This window comes from Dyella humicola, from assembly GCF_026283945.1.
Classification (GTDB): Bacteria; Pseudomonadota; Gammaproteobacteria; order Xanthomonadales; family Rhodanobacteraceae; genus Dyella; species Dyella humicola.
The window spans coordinates 383,824-403,776 of record NZ_JAPDPC010000001.1; the positions used below are offsets into that span (position 1 = coordinate 383,824).

The 19,953-nt window shown below is 63.8% G+C and carries 11 protein-coding genes; 5 read left to right on the forward strand and 6 right to left on the reverse strand.

Going from position 1 to position 19,953, the window contains the following annotated elements:
* Window positions 1-458: 458 nt before the first annotated feature.
* Window positions 459-3,728: a protease pro-enzyme activation domain-containing protein gene (locus OUZ30_RS01665; RefSeq protein WP_266180422.1), complete on the forward strand. Its 3,270-nt coding sequence runs from the start codon at window positions 459-461 to the stop codon at window positions 3,726-3,728.
* 236 nt (window positions 3,729-3,964) lie between these two features.
* On the opposite strand, the gene OUZ30_RS01670 is transcribed toward OUZ30_RS01665, so the two are convergent.
* Both OUZ30_RS01670 and OUZ30_RS01675 read right to left on the reverse strand, forming a co-directional pair.
* The gene (locus tag OUZ30_RS01670) at window positions 3,965-4,264 is read right to left on the reverse strand and encodes a hypothetical protein (RefSeq protein WP_266180423.1); all 300 of its coding nucleotides are present in this window, start codon (window positions 4,262-4,264) and stop codon (window positions 3,965-3,967) included.
* A gap of 522 nt (window positions 4,265-4,786) precedes the next feature.
* Window positions 4,787-5,215: a hypothetical protein gene (locus OUZ30_RS01675; RefSeq protein WP_266180424.1), complete on the reverse strand. Its 429-nt coding sequence runs from the start codon at window positions 5,213-5,215 to the stop codon at window positions 4,787-4,789.
* On the opposite strand from OUZ30_RS01675, the gene OUZ30_RS01680 reads away from it, so the two are divergent.
* Entirely contained in the window at window positions 5,205-5,435 is a 231-nt protein-coding gene (locus tag OUZ30_RS01680; RefSeq protein ID WP_266180425.1) for a hypothetical protein, read from the forward strand. The two genes, OUZ30_RS01675 and OUZ30_RS01680, sit on opposite strands and share 11 nt — an antisense overlap.
* Here OUZ30_RS01680 and OUZ30_RS01685 read toward each other — a convergent pair.
* The gene (locus OUZ30_RS01685) at window positions 5,432-7,369 is read right to left on the reverse strand and encodes a S8 family serine peptidase (protein ID WP_266180426.1); all 1,938 of its coding nucleotides are present in this window, start codon (window positions 7,367-7,369) and stop codon (window positions 5,432-5,434) included. The genes OUZ30_RS01680 and OUZ30_RS01685 overlap by 4 nt on opposite strands.
* Window positions 7,370-7,431: 62 nt before the next feature.
* Window positions 7,432-11,310, reverse strand: a complete 3,879-nt coding sequence (locus tag OUZ30_RS01690) for an ESPR-type extended signal peptide-containing protein (protein ID WP_266180427.1) — start codon at window positions 11,308-11,310, stop codon at window positions 7,432-7,434.
* Between the two features lie 292 nt (window positions 11,311-11,602).
* Between OUZ30_RS01690 and OUZ30_RS01695 the strand changes: the two genes are divergently transcribed.
* A complete protein-coding gene (locus OUZ30_RS01695; RefSeq protein WP_266180428.1) occupies window positions 11,603-13,072 on the forward strand; it encodes a sensor histidine kinase in 1,470 nt (489 codons plus the stop codon).
* Here the strand turns inward: OUZ30_RS01695 and OUZ30_RS01700 are convergent.
* Window positions 13,025-13,750: a response regulator transcription factor gene (locus OUZ30_RS01700; protein WP_266180429.1), complete on the reverse strand. Its 726-nt coding sequence runs from the start codon at window positions 13,748-13,750 to the stop codon at window positions 13,025-13,027. The genes OUZ30_RS01695 and OUZ30_RS01700 overlap by 48 nt on opposite strands.
* A 424-nt stretch (window positions 13,751-14,174) precedes the next feature.
* On the opposite strand from OUZ30_RS01700, the gene OUZ30_RS01705 reads away from it, so the two are divergent.
* Window positions 14,175-16,418, forward strand: a complete 2,244-nt coding sequence (locus OUZ30_RS01705) for a protease pro-enzyme activation domain-containing protein (protein ID WP_266180430.1) — start codon at window positions 14,175-14,177, stop codon at window positions 16,416-16,418.
* A gap of 256 nt (window positions 16,419-16,674) precedes the next feature.
* Window positions 16,675-19,026 (forward strand): ESPR-type extended signal peptide-containing protein, encoded by a 2,352-nt coding sequence (locus OUZ30_RS01710; RefSeq protein WP_266180432.1) that lies wholly within the window; start codon window positions 16,675-16,677, stop codon window positions 19,024-19,026.
* 215 nt (window positions 19,027-19,241) lie between these two features.
* Here OUZ30_RS01710 and OUZ30_RS01715 read toward each other — a convergent pair whose 3' ends face one another.
* Window positions 19,242-19,682, reverse strand: a complete 441-nt coding sequence (locus OUZ30_RS01715) for a hypothetical protein (protein ID WP_266180433.1) — start codon at window positions 19,680-19,682, stop codon at window positions 19,242-19,244.
* Window positions 19,683-19,953 lie beyond the last annotated feature (271 nt).

The window sequence follows — 19,953 nt, forward strand, 5'->3', positions numbered from 1 at the left end:
GTTTGTGCTGATGGGCACGGCGGATCCACGTCGGCTGAGAAGTTCGTCGCGCAGCATGCCGCTGAAGCGCTTCACGAACCCCGTTCATGATGGACTGCTCGTCGCACCAAACGAGCGCATCCACGCGCATGTCGCGAGCAGTCGCTCAGACATCAATCCGGCAGTACGAGCGATTGAACCCGTGCCGGCCGGTATCGCACCGCGGCCAGGGATTCCTGCGCGAAGGCGACGAGTCCTGGACCTTTCCCGCATGCGCAGCATCGCCATCCGAGGCGGTGAGAAGTCGGTGAGATTAAGCGAATAAAGCCGTGTATGACGAAGGGAAATTGCAAGGATAAGCTGCAGTGGCTGATGTGGGGCCTGGCGCTGGATCCAGGTCCGTCAAACATGCTTCGTCAGCGGCGAAGCCGCCGAGACATTTCATCACTCGTTGCAAAATCTCCTGGGGAGGGGACTACATGTCATTTAATAGATGCAAGCCATGGCTTGGGGGATTGGCGGTTGCGTTTGCGGGGACCCTGTCGTGGGGTGCGCAGGCCTCAGCCGCCACGCCAGTAGCCAGCAACACCGCGAGCACTCCGCTCATCGACGCGTCGAAGATCAGCGGCAATCAATTGACTACGCTTAAGGGGACAGTCCCGCTGCCGGTCCTGGTCAGTGCGGATAAGGGCGCCATGGGGCAGACGGAAGTCATTCCGTCGATGACCTTGCTGCTCAAGCGCAGTCCGCAGCAGCAGAAGAGCTTCGAGAGCTTTCTGGCATCGCTCAACAATCCAGCGTCCGGCAATTACCACAAGTGGCTGACGGCCAAGGAGGTCGGCGAGAGGTTCGGGCCCAACGACCAGGACGTGGCCACCGTAAAATCCTGGCTGGCCTCGCAAGGCTTGGGCGTCAAGAGCGTGTCGCCCGACAAAATGCTGATCCACTTTTCTGGCTCGGTCGCCGCGGTGCAGCGCGCTTTTCACACGTCGATGCACCGCTACACGGCCAATGGCAAAACGCATTTCGCCAACGCCACCGAGCAGCAGTTGCCTAGCGCGCTGACGCCGGTGGTTGCGGGCGTGGCATCGCTCAGCAATATCTTCCCGGAGCCGCAGGTCAAAAATGTCCAGGCGGTTACGCGGAACAAGAAAGGGCAGTGGGTGGCGGCGGGCGGCAAATCGTCCAACTTCAATTTCGTGTTGAACGGCGACGTCTTTTTCGACGTCGTGCCGTCAGATTTCAACACCATCTACAACGTCAACCCGCTGTGGTCGGAAAGCACGCCCATTCGAGGCGCGGGCCAGACGGTCGCGGTACTCGAGCGTACCGACGTGTTGGACCAGGATGTGGCGACCTTCCGCCAATCGTTCTTGCCACCCGATGCCCTGGGCGCGTTCAGCCAGATCCATCCCGCCGCGTTCGTGGGCGACACCAGCTGCGCGGATCCCGGAACCAACGGCGATGAGGGCGAGGCGGCACTGGATGCCGAGTGGGCCGGCGCCGCTGCGCCCGATGCGAACGTAACCCTGGCCGCGTGCGCGGATAGCGGCAGTGACTTCGGTCCTTTCCTGGCTGCGCAGAACTTGCTCAACCAGACTACGCCACCGGCGATCATGAGCTTGAGCTACGGTGAGTGCGAGCTGGTCAGTGCCGTGGTGGGCGATTCCAACGAGGCCGATTACCTGTGGAGTCTGGCAGCAGCCCGCGGTGTCACGGTATTCGTATCGTCCGGTGACGCCGGCACGGCCGCCTGTGATCAGGGTCAGAGCGTGGCCAGCTTCGGCATCGCGATCAATGGCCTGGCCAGCACGCCCTACAACATCTCTGTGGGCGGCACGGACTTCAACGACTTCAACAACACGAGCAAGTACTGGGCGCCGGGCAACGGCAACCTGGGCGCCAGTGCACTGGGCTACATCCCGGAGCAGACCTGGAACGATTCCTGTGCCAGCAGCCAGCTGTACCCGATACTGAAATTCTCCGATCCGAACACGGCCTGCAACAATGGCCAGGGCTTGAATTTCCTGGATACCGCTGGTGGCGGCGGCGGTCCGAGCTACATCGTGCCTCAACCGTCATGGCAGACGGGCGTCTTCGGGATGCCCCAGACCAACATGCGTGCCACACCCGACATCGCGTTGTTCGCGGCCAACGGCCTCTACGGCCACGCCTTGATCTTCTGCATGTCCGATGCGTCGGAGGGCGGCACGGATTGCAATTATCTCAACCCCGTCAACGCCGTCTTCAACAGCGCGGGCGGCACCTCGTTTGCCGCACCCGCGATGGCCGGCATCCAGGCCCTGATCAATCAAAAGGCCGGCGTCAGTCATGGCAATATCGGGCCGACGTTCTATGACCTGGCACGCAAGCAATATGGCAGCGTCGGGTCTCCGGCGAACGCTTGTGGCAGCGACGGCGCGGGCGCCAACTGTGTCTTCCATGACGTGACCGTCGGAGATATCGACGTGCCCTGCGCAACGGGTACGGCGGATTGCTACTCCAAGGGCAACGACAGTTTCGGCGTGGTCAGTAACGGTGGAGCGGCATCCTTGATTACGCCCTGGAAGACCGGTGCGGGTTACGACTACGCAACCGGCCTGGGTTCGGTCAACGTGCAGCACCTGGTCAATGCCATCGTGACAGAGGATACGCGTGGCAACCTCTTGCCAACCTGGGATCTGTTCGGATTCAACAGCAGCGGCACGTCCAAGCATATCGGGACGAACGGCGTGCTGGACGGGCACAGCACCATCCTGATGATCAATTCGGTTCCGGATAGCAACGGCGCAGTGGATGCGCAGATGTTGTGGATGAACGGCGGCACGGTCGTCGGTACCAATCCCTGGGACGGCGTCTTTGCGCCGGGCGACCAGGTTACGGCCATTGCCACTGACTTGTTCACCGGTGCTTTGGCGAACCAGACCGTGATGGAGAGTTATAACCCGGTCAACAACACTGCCGCCTTGTCGATCTATAGCTACGGCTGGATTAGAAATAATGTGGCGCCGAATCCGGCTGGCTGGGTGCTGGTGGGCTCGGGTGTTGTCGACAGCACCGGTATTTCCCAGGAAATCTGGCGCAATAACGCCACGGGCCAGCTCGGCTTCTGGAGCATCAACTGCAGCGGCGGAATCATGTTCGGCCAGTTTAGTCCCGGCACCAATTGCACCCGTGTCGTCGGCAACACGATCGCGGCCACCACCGGCTACACCCCGCGCCTGGCTGACCTGAATGGCGATGGCTATATCGACATCGTCTGGACGGGCCCCAAGAACGACATCTATTACTGGATCAACGACGGCCAGGGCAATTTCACCAAGACGTATGGCGGCACCTTCCCGGCGGGCTGGGTACTGGAAGGCGCGGGTGAAGTGGCTGGTAGCGGCAAGACCGACCTCATCTGGTCGAGTGCCGGCAGCCATCAGATGGGCTGGTGGGTCATGAACGGTACGCAAGTAGTCGACCATCAGGTTCGCAGCGTGGCGAGCGGGTACAGCATCGCCACGATCGAGGATTTCGACGGCGATGGGCTGGCGGACATTCTGTGGACCAATAGCAGTGGCGATGCCTGGGTCTGGCAGGGCACCGGCGGGGCCTTCGTGTCGCAGCATGTGGCCGACGGGCAGGGCAATCTCTACACGATCCCATCGGGTTACGTGGTACAGAAGAACCGCTTGCAGGGCGTCCTTTCCCTCGCCGCGGGCAGCAACGTCAATGCTTCAATGGTCGTTGCCAGCAAGCACTGAGCTAAGTGATTGAACACCGGGCCGGCTGTTTGCCGGCCCGGTCTCAACTTGGCTGAAGCCGTGGACAAGCGGCTTCAAAGACGCTGAAGAACCATTGCTTCCGAACCTTTCAATCATCGCAGGCGTTCCCACGGCATGGCCTTGGTAGAACGTCGTGCTCGCATCGCGATCGCGACGGTCGCCCCGTCATGGTCGAACCGGCAGCCGCGTGTTCCAGCATGGGGTTTCCGACGTCGTCAATGGCCGGAAGGCTCAGAGGCGTGGCGTTCCAGGCCCTGATAGACCAGGCGATCAAAGAAAACGGGATTGATGACGAACTGTCCCCACATGAGGTCATATTCCGCACTCGGCGTGGCCGCCAGGACCTCGTCGAGCGACTTGCCTTGATGCTTGAGCGACGCAACGTTCTCAGGCACACCAACGAGCATGTCCCTGAAGGCGACGAGCTGCCCGCGATTGCCAACAGGACCATGACCCGATAGGACGATCGTGTGATCCACCCTCATGCCCAAGGCTTCGTTCACGGCGGCAATCATGCCGTCGATGCTTCCACCGCGTGCATCGTCTATGAATGGGTAGATGCCGTTCCCGAACGTATCGCCAAGCACGAGGACGTCGGCATTCTTGAAGTAAACGATGATGTCGCCATCGGTTTGGGCCTGCGAGATAGGCTTTACCTGGACCGTTTCGCCGCTTCGGTGTTACCGGGCAAGGATTCTGACGCGGCCAAGCTATGGCGCAGCGGCGAGGTCAGAGTATGGGTCAATGCACGTTGCGTTCGGGTCGACGACGATTGACCCGTGGCCATGCCGCGGGTTGAACGCGCGCTTCTGATCGGCGCTGGTCATTGCGGGGAGTGCAATCGGCAGGCAGGTTAACGATGTCTGTTTCCTGGCCAAAAAAGGCATCGCCGAGCGCATCATTCACGCGGGATGGTGACCTAGTTGATCTTGCTAGGACACACGTAGGGAGGTTCGTCGAGGTCATCGATGGGCGAGCCAGAATTCATGCCGATATCGCGACCTCATGGGGAAGCGCTGACCGCTGGTCGGCATTCATCAGCACTGAAGCGTGCCCAGCTGCCGCAAGGCGATTCCTAGCGCAATTCGGTAACTCGTCGATAGATCCCCGTTGATGATGATGGTCGCCAAGGGGGCGCCGCGGTGGCAGGACCCAGATCCTATCGCCGTGTCGCTGTCATCGTGGACTTCAATATAGGGTGCCGTCAGTTCGTCGAGTGCGTCGTGCAGACCTGCCTCGGGATGTGCCTGGGCTTCCAGTGCAATGTCACCGGGATCAAGCAGCACGAACTCGGGGGTTTGGGTCCGGGCTACGCGCAGGCCGGCGATGAAATCGCGCAGTCCCGTGCAAGCGCAGACCTCGACGATGCGTCCCGCTTCGCGGGCTAGTTGTTGGAGGCTGCGCAGGAGCTCGCCGTTGAAAGAGTTGCCGGTGGGGTGGGGGCCCCGGAGTATCATGATGGTCATCGCTTTACGCTGGTGTCGGCGAATGACCCATGCTGCGACCCACGGGCGTAAAGACACCATGCCGGCGCTGACCAATAGCGTAAAATTTCCGCATACTTTCCATCGCGGAACTTTGCGGCATGCGATCCGGGCCGAGATCGCGCCATCCGCGTTGCTTGCGTTATCCGGTGCGGATGTGAGCGAGGCGGCATTCCGTACCGCCTCGCCTTTCTTCACTTAATGCGCGACGTAGCTGGCGATCACCTGCACGTTCGCAAAGGCCTTCACGCCGACCACGCTGACGTACCAGATACCCGGAGCCGGGCTCGTCTGGACAATCGTCTCGTTGTTGGTGTTTGGCTTGACCGACGAGAAGTCGGCGTTCGCGCCGTTCGGGGCCACCGGAATGCCCAGTTTGGCGTACAGCGACACATCACCCGTGCCGCCGATCGTGCGCAGCGTGAAGTTGGTGGAGCCCGGCGGCACATAGATGCTGTAGGTGATTGCATCGCTTGCGTTGCCTGCTGCCGTCGCCGGCACGCCGCTGGTGAGCGTGATAGCCGGAGCGACCGTATTGGCGTTGAGTGCCGCCTGCACAGCCGCCGCCGCATCTACGATGCCGGCGCCGATCGGGTGATCCTCCGTAATCGGGAACTTGCGGGCCGACACGATCAGCGCATTCTGGATCTGCACTGGCGTCAACGCGGGCAGCCCCGCTGCCTGCACGGCACCGATCATCAAGGCCACGACGCCGGTCACATGCGGTGTCGCCTGCGAGGTGCCTGCCATCTTGCCGTAGATCGGGTTGCCCGGGGTGGTGGCACCGTCATTGAGCGTGGACCAGATGAAGCCGGCGTCGATCTGCTGACCACCGCCGGCATCGTTGGCGTAAATGCCGCCGCCCGGGGCGGCGATGGTGACGTCGTTGCCGAAGTTGGAATAGAAGGCGCGCCTGCCGGTGATACCGACGGACGACACCGCGATCACGCCAGGGCAGCTTGATGGAGTGAATCCCGAGGTATCCGCGCCATTGTTTCCGGCAGCCACCACCACAGTCGTACCACGCGATATGGCACCCGCGATGGCCTGAGCCGTGACATCCGACGCAGAGCACGTCGCCTGACCGCCCAGGCTCATGCTGATGATCTGCGCGGGATGCGGATTGGTCGGCACGCCGGCTACCTGGCCACCGGAAGCCCAGGTGATCGCATCGACGATGTCCGAGGTGGAGCCGCCGCAATGGCCCAGTACGCGAATCGGCACCACCTGCGAGCCCGGGGCGACACCGGTCATGCCGACACCGTTGTTGGTGATCTCGCCGATGTTGCCGAACACATGCGTGCCGTGCCAACTGCTGTTCTCATTCACGCCACACATCGCGACCGTGGTCCAGTCACCGGTATCCCAACCGCCAGCAACGCGACCATCAGTAGCGCGTCCGGATGTCGCGGCATCCGTGATGAAGTCATAGCCACTGGCGGCCAGCGCCAGATTCAAATCCGGATGTTGCGTCACGCCGGTATCGATCTCGGCCACCGTTACGCCGGTGCCGTCGTAGTTCGGCCAAGCGGCCGACGCGTTACTGCCACCCAGGTTGGCCCAGGGAACGGTATCCGCGCCGATCAATTCGCTCTCGCCGGTACCCGGCCGCATGTGCCACTGATACTGCTGGAAGCTCGGATCGTTCGGCGTGCTGGTGCCGACGGCCAACGGCTTAGCGGGAGCCGTGGCGGTGATGTCCTTCACGATCTGCATCCGCACATCGGGCTCGACGTGCACGACCGCCGGATCCGCAGCGATCTGCTGCATTAGCGAGGCCGCTTCGTTCTGGCTGAGTTTGCGATTCGTACGCACAAGGTCCGCACCGATGGAGAGCTTGCGCTTCCAGGCCACGCTGACTGCCTGGGAAGGCGTCGCCTTGAACGCCGAAGCGTCGAGCTTGGCGCGCGACACCGCGGCGTTGACGTTCTGCGTGACGGCCGAGCCATTCGCGTTTTCCGTGCTTCCATTGCGATAGACGACGATGAAGCCATCAAACGTCTGATTCGCAGTCAGTGCGGACGGGTTGATCTTGGTAAGCGCATCCGGCGACACCACCGGGCTGGCGGCGTGCGCGGAAGAGAAGCCGATGGCCGCTGCGAGTGCGGTAAGTCGAAAAAGAATCGAGCGATTCATAGATTGTTCCCCAAATGATTTGTGCAGGAAAGCGGGGCGCCCGGTGGGCGCCCCGCAGCGCCTTACCAGCTGATGCCGCCGCCGACGCCGACCTGCGATTCGGATCCGGAGACCGAAGCGCCGATCGAAACGCTGGCGTGGTTTGCGTTGAACGCGCGCTGATAGCCCACGGAGAAAGCACCCTGGCCGTTGTAGTTGCCGGCACCGAAGCCCACGCGATTGTCACCAGCAAGGCCCGATGTATTGGCCGTCATCTGCGCCATGGCAGCACCCATCGCACCCACGCGATCCAGACGTTGATTGACGTCGTGGAACTGGTCGTTCATCTGGGTTTGCAGGTTGGACAGGCTCTGCACATTGCCGAGTGCGGAATCGGTATAGGCCTTGGCCGCCGAGAGCGTCTGCTGCGCATTGGTATCGGTGTAGCTCTTGGCGGTTGCCAGGGCCGCGTTGAGCTGACCGACGTTGGTCGCATCGGTGGCGTTCACGCCGGCGGCCACATTGGTGATCTGTCGCTGGTTGGTGGCGGTGCCGACGGACACCGTGTTGGCGACATTGGCGACCGAGCCCTGGCCCAGGGCCACGGCATTGGCGGCCGTCACTGACGAGCCTTGACCGATGGCCGTACCCGAGGCAGCCGTCACCGACGCACTCTCACCGACGGCGACCGCATTCGTTGCCGTCGCGGCGATCACGGTGTTCGCACCGACGGCCGTGCTGCCATCCGCCTGCACCTGCGCCTTGCCGCCTAGTGCGGTGTCGTTCGGGCCTGCAGCGAAACTGCTGGCACCGACGGCCACGCCGTTGCTACCCGCAGGGCTGCCGCCGGTCACAGCGCCATTACCGATCGCCACACCGCCCGAACCGCTCACCACGGATGCGCTATTGCTGCCATCCACGGCAATCGTGCCTGGCATGGAGGGGCCGCCACCACCTGACGGTAGCGCACTGATCTCGTTGCTCAGTGTGGTGAAGTCCAGGTTCTCCTTGGTGATGGCATTCGTGAGCTGGGTCTGCAGCGGTTGGATGCTGGTGTTCGTATACGCATTGGCCGTGGCCAGCGCACTGTTGACCTGACCCACGTTGGCGGCATCGGTCGCATTCACGCCGGCGGCGACGTTGTGAATCATCGTGCCGTTCGCACCACCCAAGGTGAGGTTGCTCATGTCCGCAGCGTCGTAGTTCACCGCCAGTGCACTGACCTGGGCCATGCCAGTCGTCACCGCCGAATTCAGCTGGCCAAGATTCACCGCGTCCGTTGCCTGCGTGCCTGCCGCCACATTGGTGATCTGACGCTCTGCACCCACGCTGCCGACCGATACGGTGTTGTCGCGATCGGCGACGGAATTGGCGCCGAGCGCAACGGCATTGTTCGCCATCACCGTGGCGCCATAGCCAATCGCCGTGCCACCGCCATTGAGCGTCACCGCGCCGCTGCCGATGGCCGTGTCGCCCACCCCTGCGGCATAGCTGCTCGAACCCACCGCGGTCGAGTAGTCACCTTCGGCATCGGCCTGGAAGCCGTTCGACATGCTCTGCAGACCCACTGCAATCGCGTTGTTACCGATCGCCTGCGACTGCACGCCACTGGCCGATGCGCTGACGCCGACGGCCATCGCCTGGTTGACGCTGGCGATGGAGGCGGCGCCGATGGCCACCGAGTCACTGACATTGGTGTTGCCGGTGGGATCGCCGGCGGTAGCGCCATTGCCGACCGCCATATTGCGCGTACCCGTGCCGCCACCGGCCCAGGCGTTGGTGCCCAGCGCGATGTCGCTGGTATTGGCTGCAATCGCGTTGTTGCCCAGTGCCACGGTGTCGGTGCCCCAGGCCACGCTATTGACGCCGACCGCGGTGCCGTTGGTCATGGTGGTGTTGAGCGCACCATTGGCGATGGCATTGCGACCGATGGCCAGGCTGCCGTCACCGTCCGCGGTCGACTTGTAGCCGATGGCGATCGACCCGGCGGTGGGGTCACCGCCCAATGCTTCCGAACCGCTGGCATAGGCCCCGGCACCCAACGCGACGCTGTAGTCACTGTATGCATAGGAGCTCGTGCCAACCGCAACGGCAGAAGTGCCGCCGGACGATGCCCCAAGGCCGCTGCCCCCAAACTCGCTGAACGCACCGCCCAGGGCGACCGAACCCGGGCCGACCGAATACGAGTGCGAGCCGATGGCAACGGAGCCGTTGCCGTAGCCGATGGCGCGGTCACCAATACCAATGGCGTCAATACTGCCTTGGGCGATGCCGGCCGAGTAGCCAATCGCCACGCCGGTCTGGCCGCCATAGGAGATTGCATTGGCGCCGATGACAACGCTGCCAGTGACCAGGCCCGATCCACCGCTATAACCAGGAGAGGTTTCCACGGCCTCGGCACTGTTACCGATCACGACGGTATCCGCTGAGTTCGGGCCGGAGTACGCGCCGCCGCCGCTGCCGATGACGATGCTGTGGGCACCCTGGGCCTGGGCGTTGGTGCCAAGCGCCGTCGCGGCGGCACCCGGCGCAATGGCTCCGTTGCCAACCGCCATGGAAGAGGCCGAAGTGGCGCTCGCGCCGAAACCCATCGCAATGGCGTACTTGGCGCCTGCATTGGCGCCATCACCTATCGCCGTGCCATACGATGCCTGCACCTGCGAGCTATAGCCCATGGCGGTGCCGCCGGTGATGGAAACCGGCGTAGCGGACTGGTCGGCAACGAGCGAGCTGGCACCCACCGCGACGGACTGGGTGGCGGCGTTCATCTCCACGCCGTAACCCATCGCCAAATCCTGGCGGTAAAGCCCCGGGATGGCCGTGCCCGTACTCAATCCCAGGTTGGTGATGGTCGCGGTAGCGCCCATGACGACGCTGTTGGAGATGCCGACATCGGACGCCGTATAGCCGATCACGGTCGAGCTGGCGCCGGTGGTCGTCGCGCTGGTGCCCAGCACCATGCTGTTGGAGCTGCCGGCGCTCGAGCTGTTGCCAAGCGATATGGCGTTGCTACCGGCAGCCTGGGCGCCATCGCCGAGCGCCATGCTGTTGGCACCGCTGGCTGTCGTCTTGACGCCCGTTGAATTCGCGCTGCCAATCGCGGTGGCATAGTTGCTCGTCGACTGCGCACCTTCACCCAAGGCGATGCCGTTGGTGCCGCTGGCGGTCGATGCCGTGCCAACAGCCATGGCTGCGGCACCAGCAGCTTGAGCGCCCTGGCCCACCGCCACGCTGGTATCGGTGGCCGCACTGGCACCCGTACCAAGGGCCGTGCTGTTAAGGCCGGTCGCGGTCGCGCCGGCGCCTAGCGCCACGGCGGCATTGCCCACGGCGTTGGCGTTTTCGCCCACCGCCGTAGCCGTATCGGCCTGAGCTTGTGCACCCGTGCCCAGGGCGGTGCTGTTGGCACCCGTAGCGGTTGCGCCGGCACCCAAGGCGGCGGACGAATTACCCATGGCGTTCGCGTTGTAACCGACTGCCGTGCCGTTATCGGCCTGCGCCTGGGCATTGCTGCCCAGCGCAGTACCGTTGCTGCCCATGCTGTTCGCGCCGGAACCGAAGGCCACATCGTTGTAGCCTCCCGCGTTGGCCGGCGAGGTCGAACCGCCGTTCGGGCCAGAGATCGACCAGAACCCGGTGGGATCGCTCACGCTTGTGCCAGCCGGTGCGGTGGTTGCCGTCGGTGCCGTTACCGTCGGCGGCGTCACCACCTGGATGCTCTGCGCCATCAATGCGCTGCAAGTGAGTGCGTCGGTCGTTCCCGTGTTGCCGCTGCCTGGCCAGGACAGCCCCGCGCAAGCGTTGGCCGCGAAGGGCATCATCGTCGCACCCACTAATGCGACGATGGCGGCCACCTTGCGCGTCTTGCCATGACGGCCTTTGCCGGCCGAGCGCGCATGCTCCGACGCCACGACGACGGCGCCAAGCGCCGGATTCCAGACTTTGCTGTAGATCTTATTCACCAAGATTCCTCCCCAAAACCGTTGGCTGCGCGGCCGCTCCCACGGCTCAATAGCAGGTGGCCTCCCCTTAGGCCTGACCCTGCCGACGCTGGCTTCCGGCAACCTAGAAAAGAGCGCGTGATCGCACTCGCGTTGTGAAGCCAGCCGAGGTTCGGCGACGCCTGGGGGCAAGTCACGCACGCTCGCGCACGTCGAGCACGAGGCTCTCCAACCTCACCGACCTTGTGCTTGATCACGGCGCTCGCGCAGGGAAGAATGGGCGGGCAAGTCGCAGTTTTCCGGGGCCCACAGCATGACCATTCCAGGACTACGAGCGGTGCGGGAATGGCTGGATCGGGCACCTACGGACAACCCGGTCGATCGCCTCAACGCACGCTTTATCCAGCTATTGATGATCGGCTTCGGCCTGGCGTCGGTGTTCAGTCGCGTCTATTTCACGCTGAGGGAACCGGCTATCGCGTTGCCGTCAGTCTGGACGCTCGATCAGATCACCGATCTCACTACCGACGTTGTGGTCACGCTGGCCGCCTTCGGTGGCGTGGTGGTGATCCGGCGTGGCCATTTTCATCGCGGCATCCAGTTGTTTCTCTGGGTTTCCCTGCTGTCCCTGGTAGCGGATTACATGTCCTCCGGTTATCGCCATGCGCCGCCGGATCCCACGCCCACTTTGCTGCTGGCGGTGGCGGGCATCATGCTTGGGCGCCGCACGCTTTGGGCCGTCTATATGGCCATTATCAGCATGTTCGCGCTTGGCCAACTGGGGGACGCGCTGTGGGTGCCCGGGCCAGAGCTCAGCGTCTCGGATGCGCTGCACACACTGCCGATGCTGGTGCCGGCTTATCTGCTGGTCACCTTCGCCATCGACAGCACCACGCGCGCGCTGCGCACCATGCTGGCCGAAGCGCTACAACGCGGTGAGGCGCTCGCCCGCAGCAATGAACTCCTCAAACGGGAGATGGAGGAGCGCGAACGCACGCAGCAGCAGTTGATCCATTCGCAGAAGCTCGACGCCATCGGTCGCGCGGCCAGCGGCGTCGCGCATGATTTCGACAACGTGCTCAGCGTGGTGCTGGGCTATGCCTCGCAACGCGAGCAGCTGGCCGACCTTGGCACGCCGGCCTTGCTCAACGCGCTGGAAGGCATCGAGCTCGCCGCGCTGCGGGCGCTGACCGTCAGTCGCAAGTTGCTCAACTTCAGTCGCGAGGACGTAGGCGCCACCCAGGTGTTCGACGCGGCTGCTGCGCTCACTGAGCTGCAGCCGATGCTGCGCCAACTGCTGGGGCGCTACATCCAGCTGGACTTGCAGCTGCAAGCGCACGAGATGCTGGTTCACCTCGATCGCGGTCAGCTCGAATTGATGGTGCTGAATATCGCCGCAAATGCTCGCGACGCCATGCCGGACGGCGGCCGTTTCAGCATGACGCTCGAACGGCTCGAGGCGGAACCTGCCCTGCAGCTCACCCTGGCGGATACCGGCGTCGGCATGACCGATGAGGTGCGCGCCAAGGTATTCGAGCCTTTCTACACGACCAAGCCGTTTGGTCGCGGCACCGGCTTGGGGCTCGCCGTGGTCGCCAGCATGGTCGAGGCCGCCTGTGGTCAGATCGATGTTTCCAGCGCGCCACAAGTGGGTACGCGCTTCCGAATCCGCCTGCCGTCGCTAGGCAAGGTCGACGATGCGCCGCGTGACGCCATCAAGCATGCAGCAGCGTCTTCAAGCGTCGCTGGCGAACAAATAGCCCTGGCCACGCGAGGTCAATAACGGCAACGGCTGGCCCGCTGCGTCCTGCGCCTTGCGGCGCAGTCGATGCACCATCATTTCCAGGCGGTGCGGATCGAATTCGTAGATGTCGGACGTGAGCGCGCCGATCAGTCGCTCGCGTGACACCGGCTCGCCTCGCACGGCCATCAGGATGCGCAGGATGCAACGCTCGGGGGCCGTCAGCGGCAAGGCCTGGCCGGCTGGCGTCACCAGGCACCAGTCGTCGGTATCCAGTCGCCAATGACCTGAGCCACCAAAAGGCGTGGCGAGATGGCCCGCGCTCGGTCCTGCGGCAAGGCGGCGCGCCACGCTATGCAACGTGGCTGCGAGCACTTCGATGTTCACCGGTTTGTTGAGGAACGCATCGGCGCCGTTGGTCAGTGCACTGACATGGTCGTCCATGCCGGTGTTGCCGGTAAGCATGACGATGCCGAGGTTGGACACCTCGCGCAGATGCTTGACGACGGTAAGCCCATCCTCGTCAGGCAGGCCGATATCGAGCACCACCATGTCGAAGCGCTGGCTCAGCATGTGGCGGTACAGTTCGGCCGCGGATGCGGCGCCCGCCACCTCGAAACCGAAATAGCGCAAGCCGGGAATGATGATGCCTTCACGCAGTTGTGCATCGTCTTCCAGCACGCCAATGCGCCACGCGCGGTTTGGCGTTCGAGCGACCATCTTCGGGTTTCCGTTGTTCATGCGGCCTGGGTGCTGCGGTGGTGTGGAAAGGGCTGACACTCTCGGTGCGCAGTATCCACTGCGTCAAGCGGATTTGCACAATTTCCCGGTGATTTCCCCGCGATTGCTTGCACCGGTGCAGTTCCGGAGGTGCGGCTGGGTGTGGTCGGTGAGCAAGCGTGAGGAAGGGTGGGTGTGGGTGCGTGTTTTGTGCAGCGCGGTTGGTCGAAGCTGATTTCAAGCTGTCGTCCGGCTAGCGTGTTGCCGCTGCAAACCAGGGGGTGCTCCGCCACGCGGAGTGCGGGGTTCTCGGGATCGTCGTTAGCCAGCGAGCTTGACCATGCGCCTTCTAGGCGCGCTATTCGATTTGGGGTCCACGCGCATGCAAGGTGTGACGTTGGCCTCGCATACCCGGGGAACGAAGATGTCCAGTTGTACTCGTGTGTTGAAGGCGGGCTCGCATGCCTGCCGCAAGGCGCTGCTACCCATGGCACTCGCGCTTGTCCTGAGTCCGTTGTCGGCCCATGCGGCGACCACGTGGGCTCCTACCGCAAGTCATGCCGCCCTGTTGAAGACGCTGTCGGCGAACTCGGCCGTCGCGGGCGCGCCTGCCACCACGAGCACCCACTACGTGCTCAATGTGCATGGCAAGCCGCAGGTCAAGGAGCTCGTGTCACCGCTGGAAAGCACCAAGGTGCTGCACGTGGCCGTGAGCCTCAACCTGCGCAATACCTCGCAGATGCAGGTGCTGATCAAGAGCATCAATACGCCTGGCAACGCCGCCTATGGCAAGTTCCTCACCCCCGAGCAATTCAAGGCCGCCTATGCGCCGACCGACGCGCAGGTGCAGGCAGTCGTGGCGCATCTGCAGCAGTCTGGCTTTACCCATATCAGCGTGTCTGCGAACAACACGCTGGTATATGCCGACGGTAATGCCAGCACGGTCGGCACCGCGTTCAACACCACCATGAAGACGTACACCCACAACGGCAAGCAGCACTTCGGCAACGATGCCGATGTGATGGTGCCGCAGGCACTGAGCGGCATCGTAGGATCGGTGGTGGGCCTGCAGAACGTCAGCACCAAGCACACGCTCAGCTATCTCGGCCCGAAGGTGGGTACGCAGGTTGCCGCGACACAGGCCGTGTCAAACGTGACGCACTCGCCCACCGAGTTCCCGGGCATCTATGACGCGGCCACTACGCCAACCGCATTCAACACCACGGTAGGTATCATCACCTGGGGCGACATGTCGCAGACGGAAAGCGACCTGGCCCTGATGACCAGCGCTGCGGCGATGAACCCAGTCAACGTGAAGGTCGTCCCGGTCACCCTCGGCAGTGCGGTCGACTTTTCCGACGACTCCAGCTCGGACGTGGAATGGAACCTGGACTCACAGTCCATCACCGGCACGTCGGGCGGGGTCAAGCAGCTGATCTTCTACGCGGCGGCCAACGGCAAGGGCGGCCCGGCCGACGAAGAGCTGACCGATGCGGGCATTACCGCCGCCTACAACCAGGCGGTGGTCGACAATCTGGCCAAGGTGATCAATGTCTCGCTTGGCGAAGACGAAACCGGCGCCAATCAGTCGGGTACCCAGCAGGCGGACGATGCGATCTTCGCGCAGGCGGCGCTGCAAGGGCAGACGTTTTCGGTGTCCTCGGGCGATCAGGGCGTCTATCTCACTACCAACGGTGAATTCGAGACGAATGCGGGCGTAGTGTTGCCGGCACCCTTCAGTCTGAGTACGTATTCCGTCAGCGAACCGGCGTCATCGCCGAACGTGATCGCCGTCGGGGGCACCAAGCTGAGTACCAACAGCGGCGCCTGGGCTGGTGAAGTGGCCTGGAACGATGGCGTCGAGGACGCTGGCGATGGCAACAATCGCATCTGGGCGACCGGCGGCGGCACTAGTCTTTTCGAGACGGCTCCGACCTGGCAGCAGACCACGCTTGGCGCCAGCAATCGCCAGATTCCGGACATCGCGTACGACGCCTCGTCGGTTACCGGCGCCCAGATCATCATTGGTGGCCAGCGCTATTCGGTGGGTGGCACCAGTTTGGCGTCGCCGATCTTCGTCGGTGTGTTCGCCCGCGCGCAGACCTATGCCAACAACTCGATCGGTTTCCCGGCCAGCTTCATGTACCGGGACTTCCCGAGCAACCCGGCCGTGTTGCATGACGTGACCTCGGGCAACAACGGCGTGACTTATGCCGGTACGACCTACGGCTATAACGCCGGCACGGGCTGGGACAAGACCACCGGCTTCGGCTCGCTCGATATCAGCAAGTTCAATGCGCTGGCCTACACCTGGGGCAACACCAACGTGCCGCCGACGACCGCGCCACCGCCGGCTGCACCCATTGCGTTGACCGATGACGTGGCGGTCACCACGCAGGGCCCGGCCGGCTCCAGCCAGCAATTCACGCTTGTAGTGCCCAATGGTACGGCGAGCTTCACCGTGCGCACGTCCGGCGGCAGCGGCGATGTAAGCCTGTATGTGAAGCGTGGCAGCGCGGCCGGCGCTTCCGGTTATGACTATGTGTCGGCGCATCCCAGCACCAACACCGAGTCGGTAACGGTCCGCAACCCGGTCGCGGGCAAGTACTTCATCACCGTAACCAGCCCGAGCGTATTTACCGGCGTCAGCGTGCTCGGCGTGTACTGAGCGTAAGGCGGCTGACGGGAGGAGGGCAGGTTCGTGGGGATCGCCATGAGCCTGCTCACCGCACGACGCACATACGCACGCTGGTTGCCGCCGTTGCTGGTGGCCGATGGTTTTGGCCCATGCAGCGCGGTGGCGGCCCGTTTCGATTACTCCATGGACGTCCATACGTCCTCTTTCAAGGTGCATGACATCCGTCGCCGCGCATCCGCGCGACACGATGATGCCGCGCCGCGAATCCATCTTTCGGGGAAGGGCAATGAACACGATTCACAGCAAGATCTGGAACCAGTCACTTGGCATGCTGGTGGTCGCCAGCGAATTCGCCAAGGCGGCCGGCAAGGGCGCGAACGCCAGGCGCGTGCGTGCCTGCATCGCGGCCGTGACGCTGGTCGCCGCCATGACACCGGCCTTCGCGGCGGACAACGCGACACCACAGCTGGTAGGTACGACGCAAGCCACGACGACCAAGCCGGTCGCGCAGGTCGTCGCTACGCCACAGGTTTCGAATCCCGCGGATCCGTATTTCTCGGCGGACGGCGCCGGCGACGGCAGCGACGACGCGTTGTCCCTTGGTACCAATAGCGTGGCGGCCGGCGCGCTGAGCACGGCCATGGGTACGGAAAGCACGGCGATGGGCTACAACAGCTTCGCGCTCGATGACTACACCACAGCGGTCGGCGGCAATGCGTTCGCCGCGGGTATCGGCTCCTCCGCCTTCGGTCACAGTGCCACCACGGGCAACAACTACGCCACCGCCGTCGGCTACAGTGCCGGCGCCGCGAATTTCAACACGACCGCTATCGGCGCCAACGCCCGGGCCACGGGCCTGAGCAGCGTGGCCATCGGCGGCTTTATCGTCGACGCCAATGGCAACCCCAAGGACTTCGACATCTCCGGTAATCCGCAGGCGGCAGCGGCGACCGGCGACTACGCTACGGCGGTGGGCCCGGGCGCTCTGGCCACCGCGCACGGCGCCACTGCTATCGGCGTGGCGGCCACCGCTTCCAACCAGAACAACGTCGCGATTGGTAACAGCGCCAATGCGACAGGCACCAATTTTGCTGTCGCAGTGGGTACAGCCTCGCAGGCCCTTGGTGATTACACCGTGGCCGTAGGCAACCAGGCGGCTGCCATCGGTGACGATGGCACCGTGGTTGGCGCGGTAGCCCAGGCAACAGGCACAGGTGATACGGTGGTGGGCATCGGCGCCAACGCCGCCGGCGACTATGTCGTCGCCATGGGCATCGGCGCTAATGCCGTGGGTACGCAGTCGGTGGCCATTGGTGCTGGATCGAGTGCCGCTACCGACAATTCCATCGCCTTGGGTGCATTGGCTAGCGCGACCGGAGCGCAATCGGTTGCCGTCGGTACCGGTGCGACGGCGACGGGCAACAACAGCGTCGCCTTGGGCACGGGTTCGCTGGCAGATCGGGACAATAGCGTCTCGGTAGGCGCCGCGGGCGCAGAGCGCCAGATCACCAATGTCGCGGCCGGCACGCAGGCGACCGACGCCGTGAACCTCAGCCAGCTCGACGCGGCCGTCGCCGCCGGCGGTGGTTCCGCTAATCCTCTGGCCGTGAGCTACAACACCGCCAGCAAGAGTGATCTCACACTGGGTGGCGCGGGCGGTACGATGATCCACGGTGTGGCGGCTGGGGTTAGCGCTACCGACGCCGTCAACCTGGGACAGCTCAACCTCGACTTCACCACCCTGAGCAACGAGATCAGTGCGCTACCTTCGGGCGGCGCTGCTGCCATGCCGAACACCATCGCGGTCGACGGCAGCAATGGCGCGTCCGTGGTGGCCGGTTCGGGCGGCGTGGCCATCGGCAATGGCGCTGCGACCGGCGGCAGTGCGGCAGGTAGCAACGGCGTGGCCGTCGGTGCCAGCAGTTTCGCTGCCGGCCCGAACGACACCGCGCTGGGCGGCAAGGCGCAGGTGCAGGCGGATGGCAGCACGGCCGTCGGTGCGAACACCGTGATCGCCGCGACGGCAACGAATGCGGTCGCCGTCGGTGAGAGTGCGTCGGTGACGGCTGCCTCGGGTACGGCCATCGGTCAGGGCTCATCGGTGACGGCCGCCAATGCCGTGGCCCTGGGCCAGGGCTCGGTCGCCAATGTCGCCAACACGGTGTCCGTCGGCACAGCTACCAACCAGCGACAGATCACCAATGTGGCCGCCGGTGTAAACGCCACGGATGCGACCAACGTCGGTCAGCTCAACGCGGCCCTGGCAACGGCCAAGAGCTACACCGATACCAACGCACAGCAGACGCTCTCGGCGGCCAAGGCCTATACCGATTCCGCACTCGGCAACGTGCAAAGCCTGTCCAACCTGCAGAACCAGATGAACGACCAGTTCCAGCAGGTCAACAAGCGCATCGATGAAACGGGCGCGATGGGCGCCGCTTCGACCCAGATGGCCATCAATGCGGCAGGCGCCACCGGCAACGGCCGCATTGCGGCAGGCGTGGGCGAACAGTCGGGCCGCTCGGCGATCTCGGTGGGCTATGCGGCACCGCTGGGTAGCCGCATGCACGTCAGCGTGGGCGCCACAGCCAGTGGTTCACAGACATCCGTCGGTGCGGGCTTCGGTGTAGATCTGTAAGTGCTGGTAACGCGCACCGGTCGGCATGGCTTTGCCCTGCCGACCGGTGTCGCGAGTCGCGACATCAGCGATCTGGTCGGAGGCGACGAATCGTCGGCTCCAACTTGCCGGCTACGTTGCCGGCTACGATCAAGCGGCTGAAGGCCCCAGCTACGCTTTGCTTGTTCCATGGCGATATTCGCCGGTGACGCCTGGCTGCCCTCTCGATGGAGGGGCTAGGCGGGACCTTGCTGGGAACGTTCCGAGGCTCGACGAAGCCAGGGATCGCCCGCGGCCCAGATATAACGTTGGCTGACGTAGCCCCAAGGGATCACGATCGGCACGAGCACGACGCCCATCAGGCAGGCAAACAGTGTTTCGGACGCATACGCATCCAGGCCGGGCCCTAGCCACATGGGCACGGCAGACGCGACCACCCAAATGACCTTCCAAAGCAGTTCGAAGAGCAGCAGCGGAAGCATTTGCAGCGGATAACGAAGGCCAAGCACGGACATGACGGCCAGTGCGCCTAGCAGCGCGCGGATGACCGATTTTGGCCCGGCCACCAAATCCGGCGGCGAGATGATATGTGGCCACACGGTAGTCGCCAGGCCTGCCGCGATGAGCAGGTACATAGCCCTCAGCAAGTAGAGCCGGACGGTGCTGACGCTATTCATGTCGTTGATACCTCCAGCTTAGGAGAGGATCGACCCGCGGCTGGCGCCGCTCATGGGTGGCGGCCCTGTGAAAACGCCACGCAACGCAGCGGGGCTACCCAAGGCTCACGCAGTCGATGGAGTGTCGCATGAAGCGATTCGTTGAGGGTGTTGCACGTGAGTCTAGAGATCGCCCTGAAGGCTTCTGGGTATGACTTCGGCCGCTCAACGAGTGAGAGGACCAAGGCGATCGCAACGACAGTTGAGTCGGCGTCGCCGGTAGTCTCGCCGT

What these genes read in the sequence shown, in the direction of transcription:
- OUZ30_RS01665 (WP_266180422.1), top strand. Translation starts at nt 459, where the DNA reads ATGTCATTTAATAGATGCAAGCCATGGCTTGGGGGATTGGCGGTTGCG.
- OUZ30_RS01675 (WP_266180424.1), bottom strand. Translation starts at nt 5,215, where the DNA reads ATGACCATCATGATACTCCGGGGCCCCCACCCCACCGGCAACTCTTTC.
- OUZ30_RS01705 (WP_266180430.1), top strand. Translation starts at nt 14,175, where the DNA reads ATGTCCAGTTGTACTCGTGTGTTGAAGGCGGGCTCGCATGCCTGCCGC.
- OUZ30_RS01710 (WP_266180432.1), top strand. Translation starts at nt 16,675, where the DNA reads ATGAACACGATTCACAGCAAGATCTGGAACCAGTCACTTGGCATGCTG.
- OUZ30_RS01685 (WP_266180426.1), bottom strand. Translation starts at nt 7,369, where the DNA reads ATGAATCGCTCGATTCTTTTTCGACTTACCGCACTCGCAGCGGCCATC.
- OUZ30_RS01680 (WP_266180425.1), top strand. Translation starts at nt 5,205, where the DNA reads ATGATGGTCATCGCTTTACGCTGGTGTCGGCGAATGACCCATGCTGCG.
- OUZ30_RS01670 (WP_266180423.1), bottom strand. Translation starts at nt 4,264, where the DNA reads ATGATTGCCGCCGTGAACGAAGCCTTGGGCATGAGGGTGGATCACACG.
- OUZ30_RS01695 (WP_266180428.1), top strand. Translation starts at nt 11,603, where the DNA reads ATGACCATTCCAGGACTACGAGCGGTGCGGGAATGGCTGGATCGGGCA.
- OUZ30_RS01715 (WP_266180433.1), bottom strand. Translation starts at nt 19,682, where the DNA reads ATGAATAGCGTCAGCACCGTCCGGCTCTACTTGCTGAGGGCTATGTAC.
- OUZ30_RS01700 (WP_266180429.1), bottom strand. Translation starts at nt 13,750, where the DNA reads ATGGTCGCTCGAACGCCAAACCGCGCGTGGCGCATTGGCGTGCTGGAA.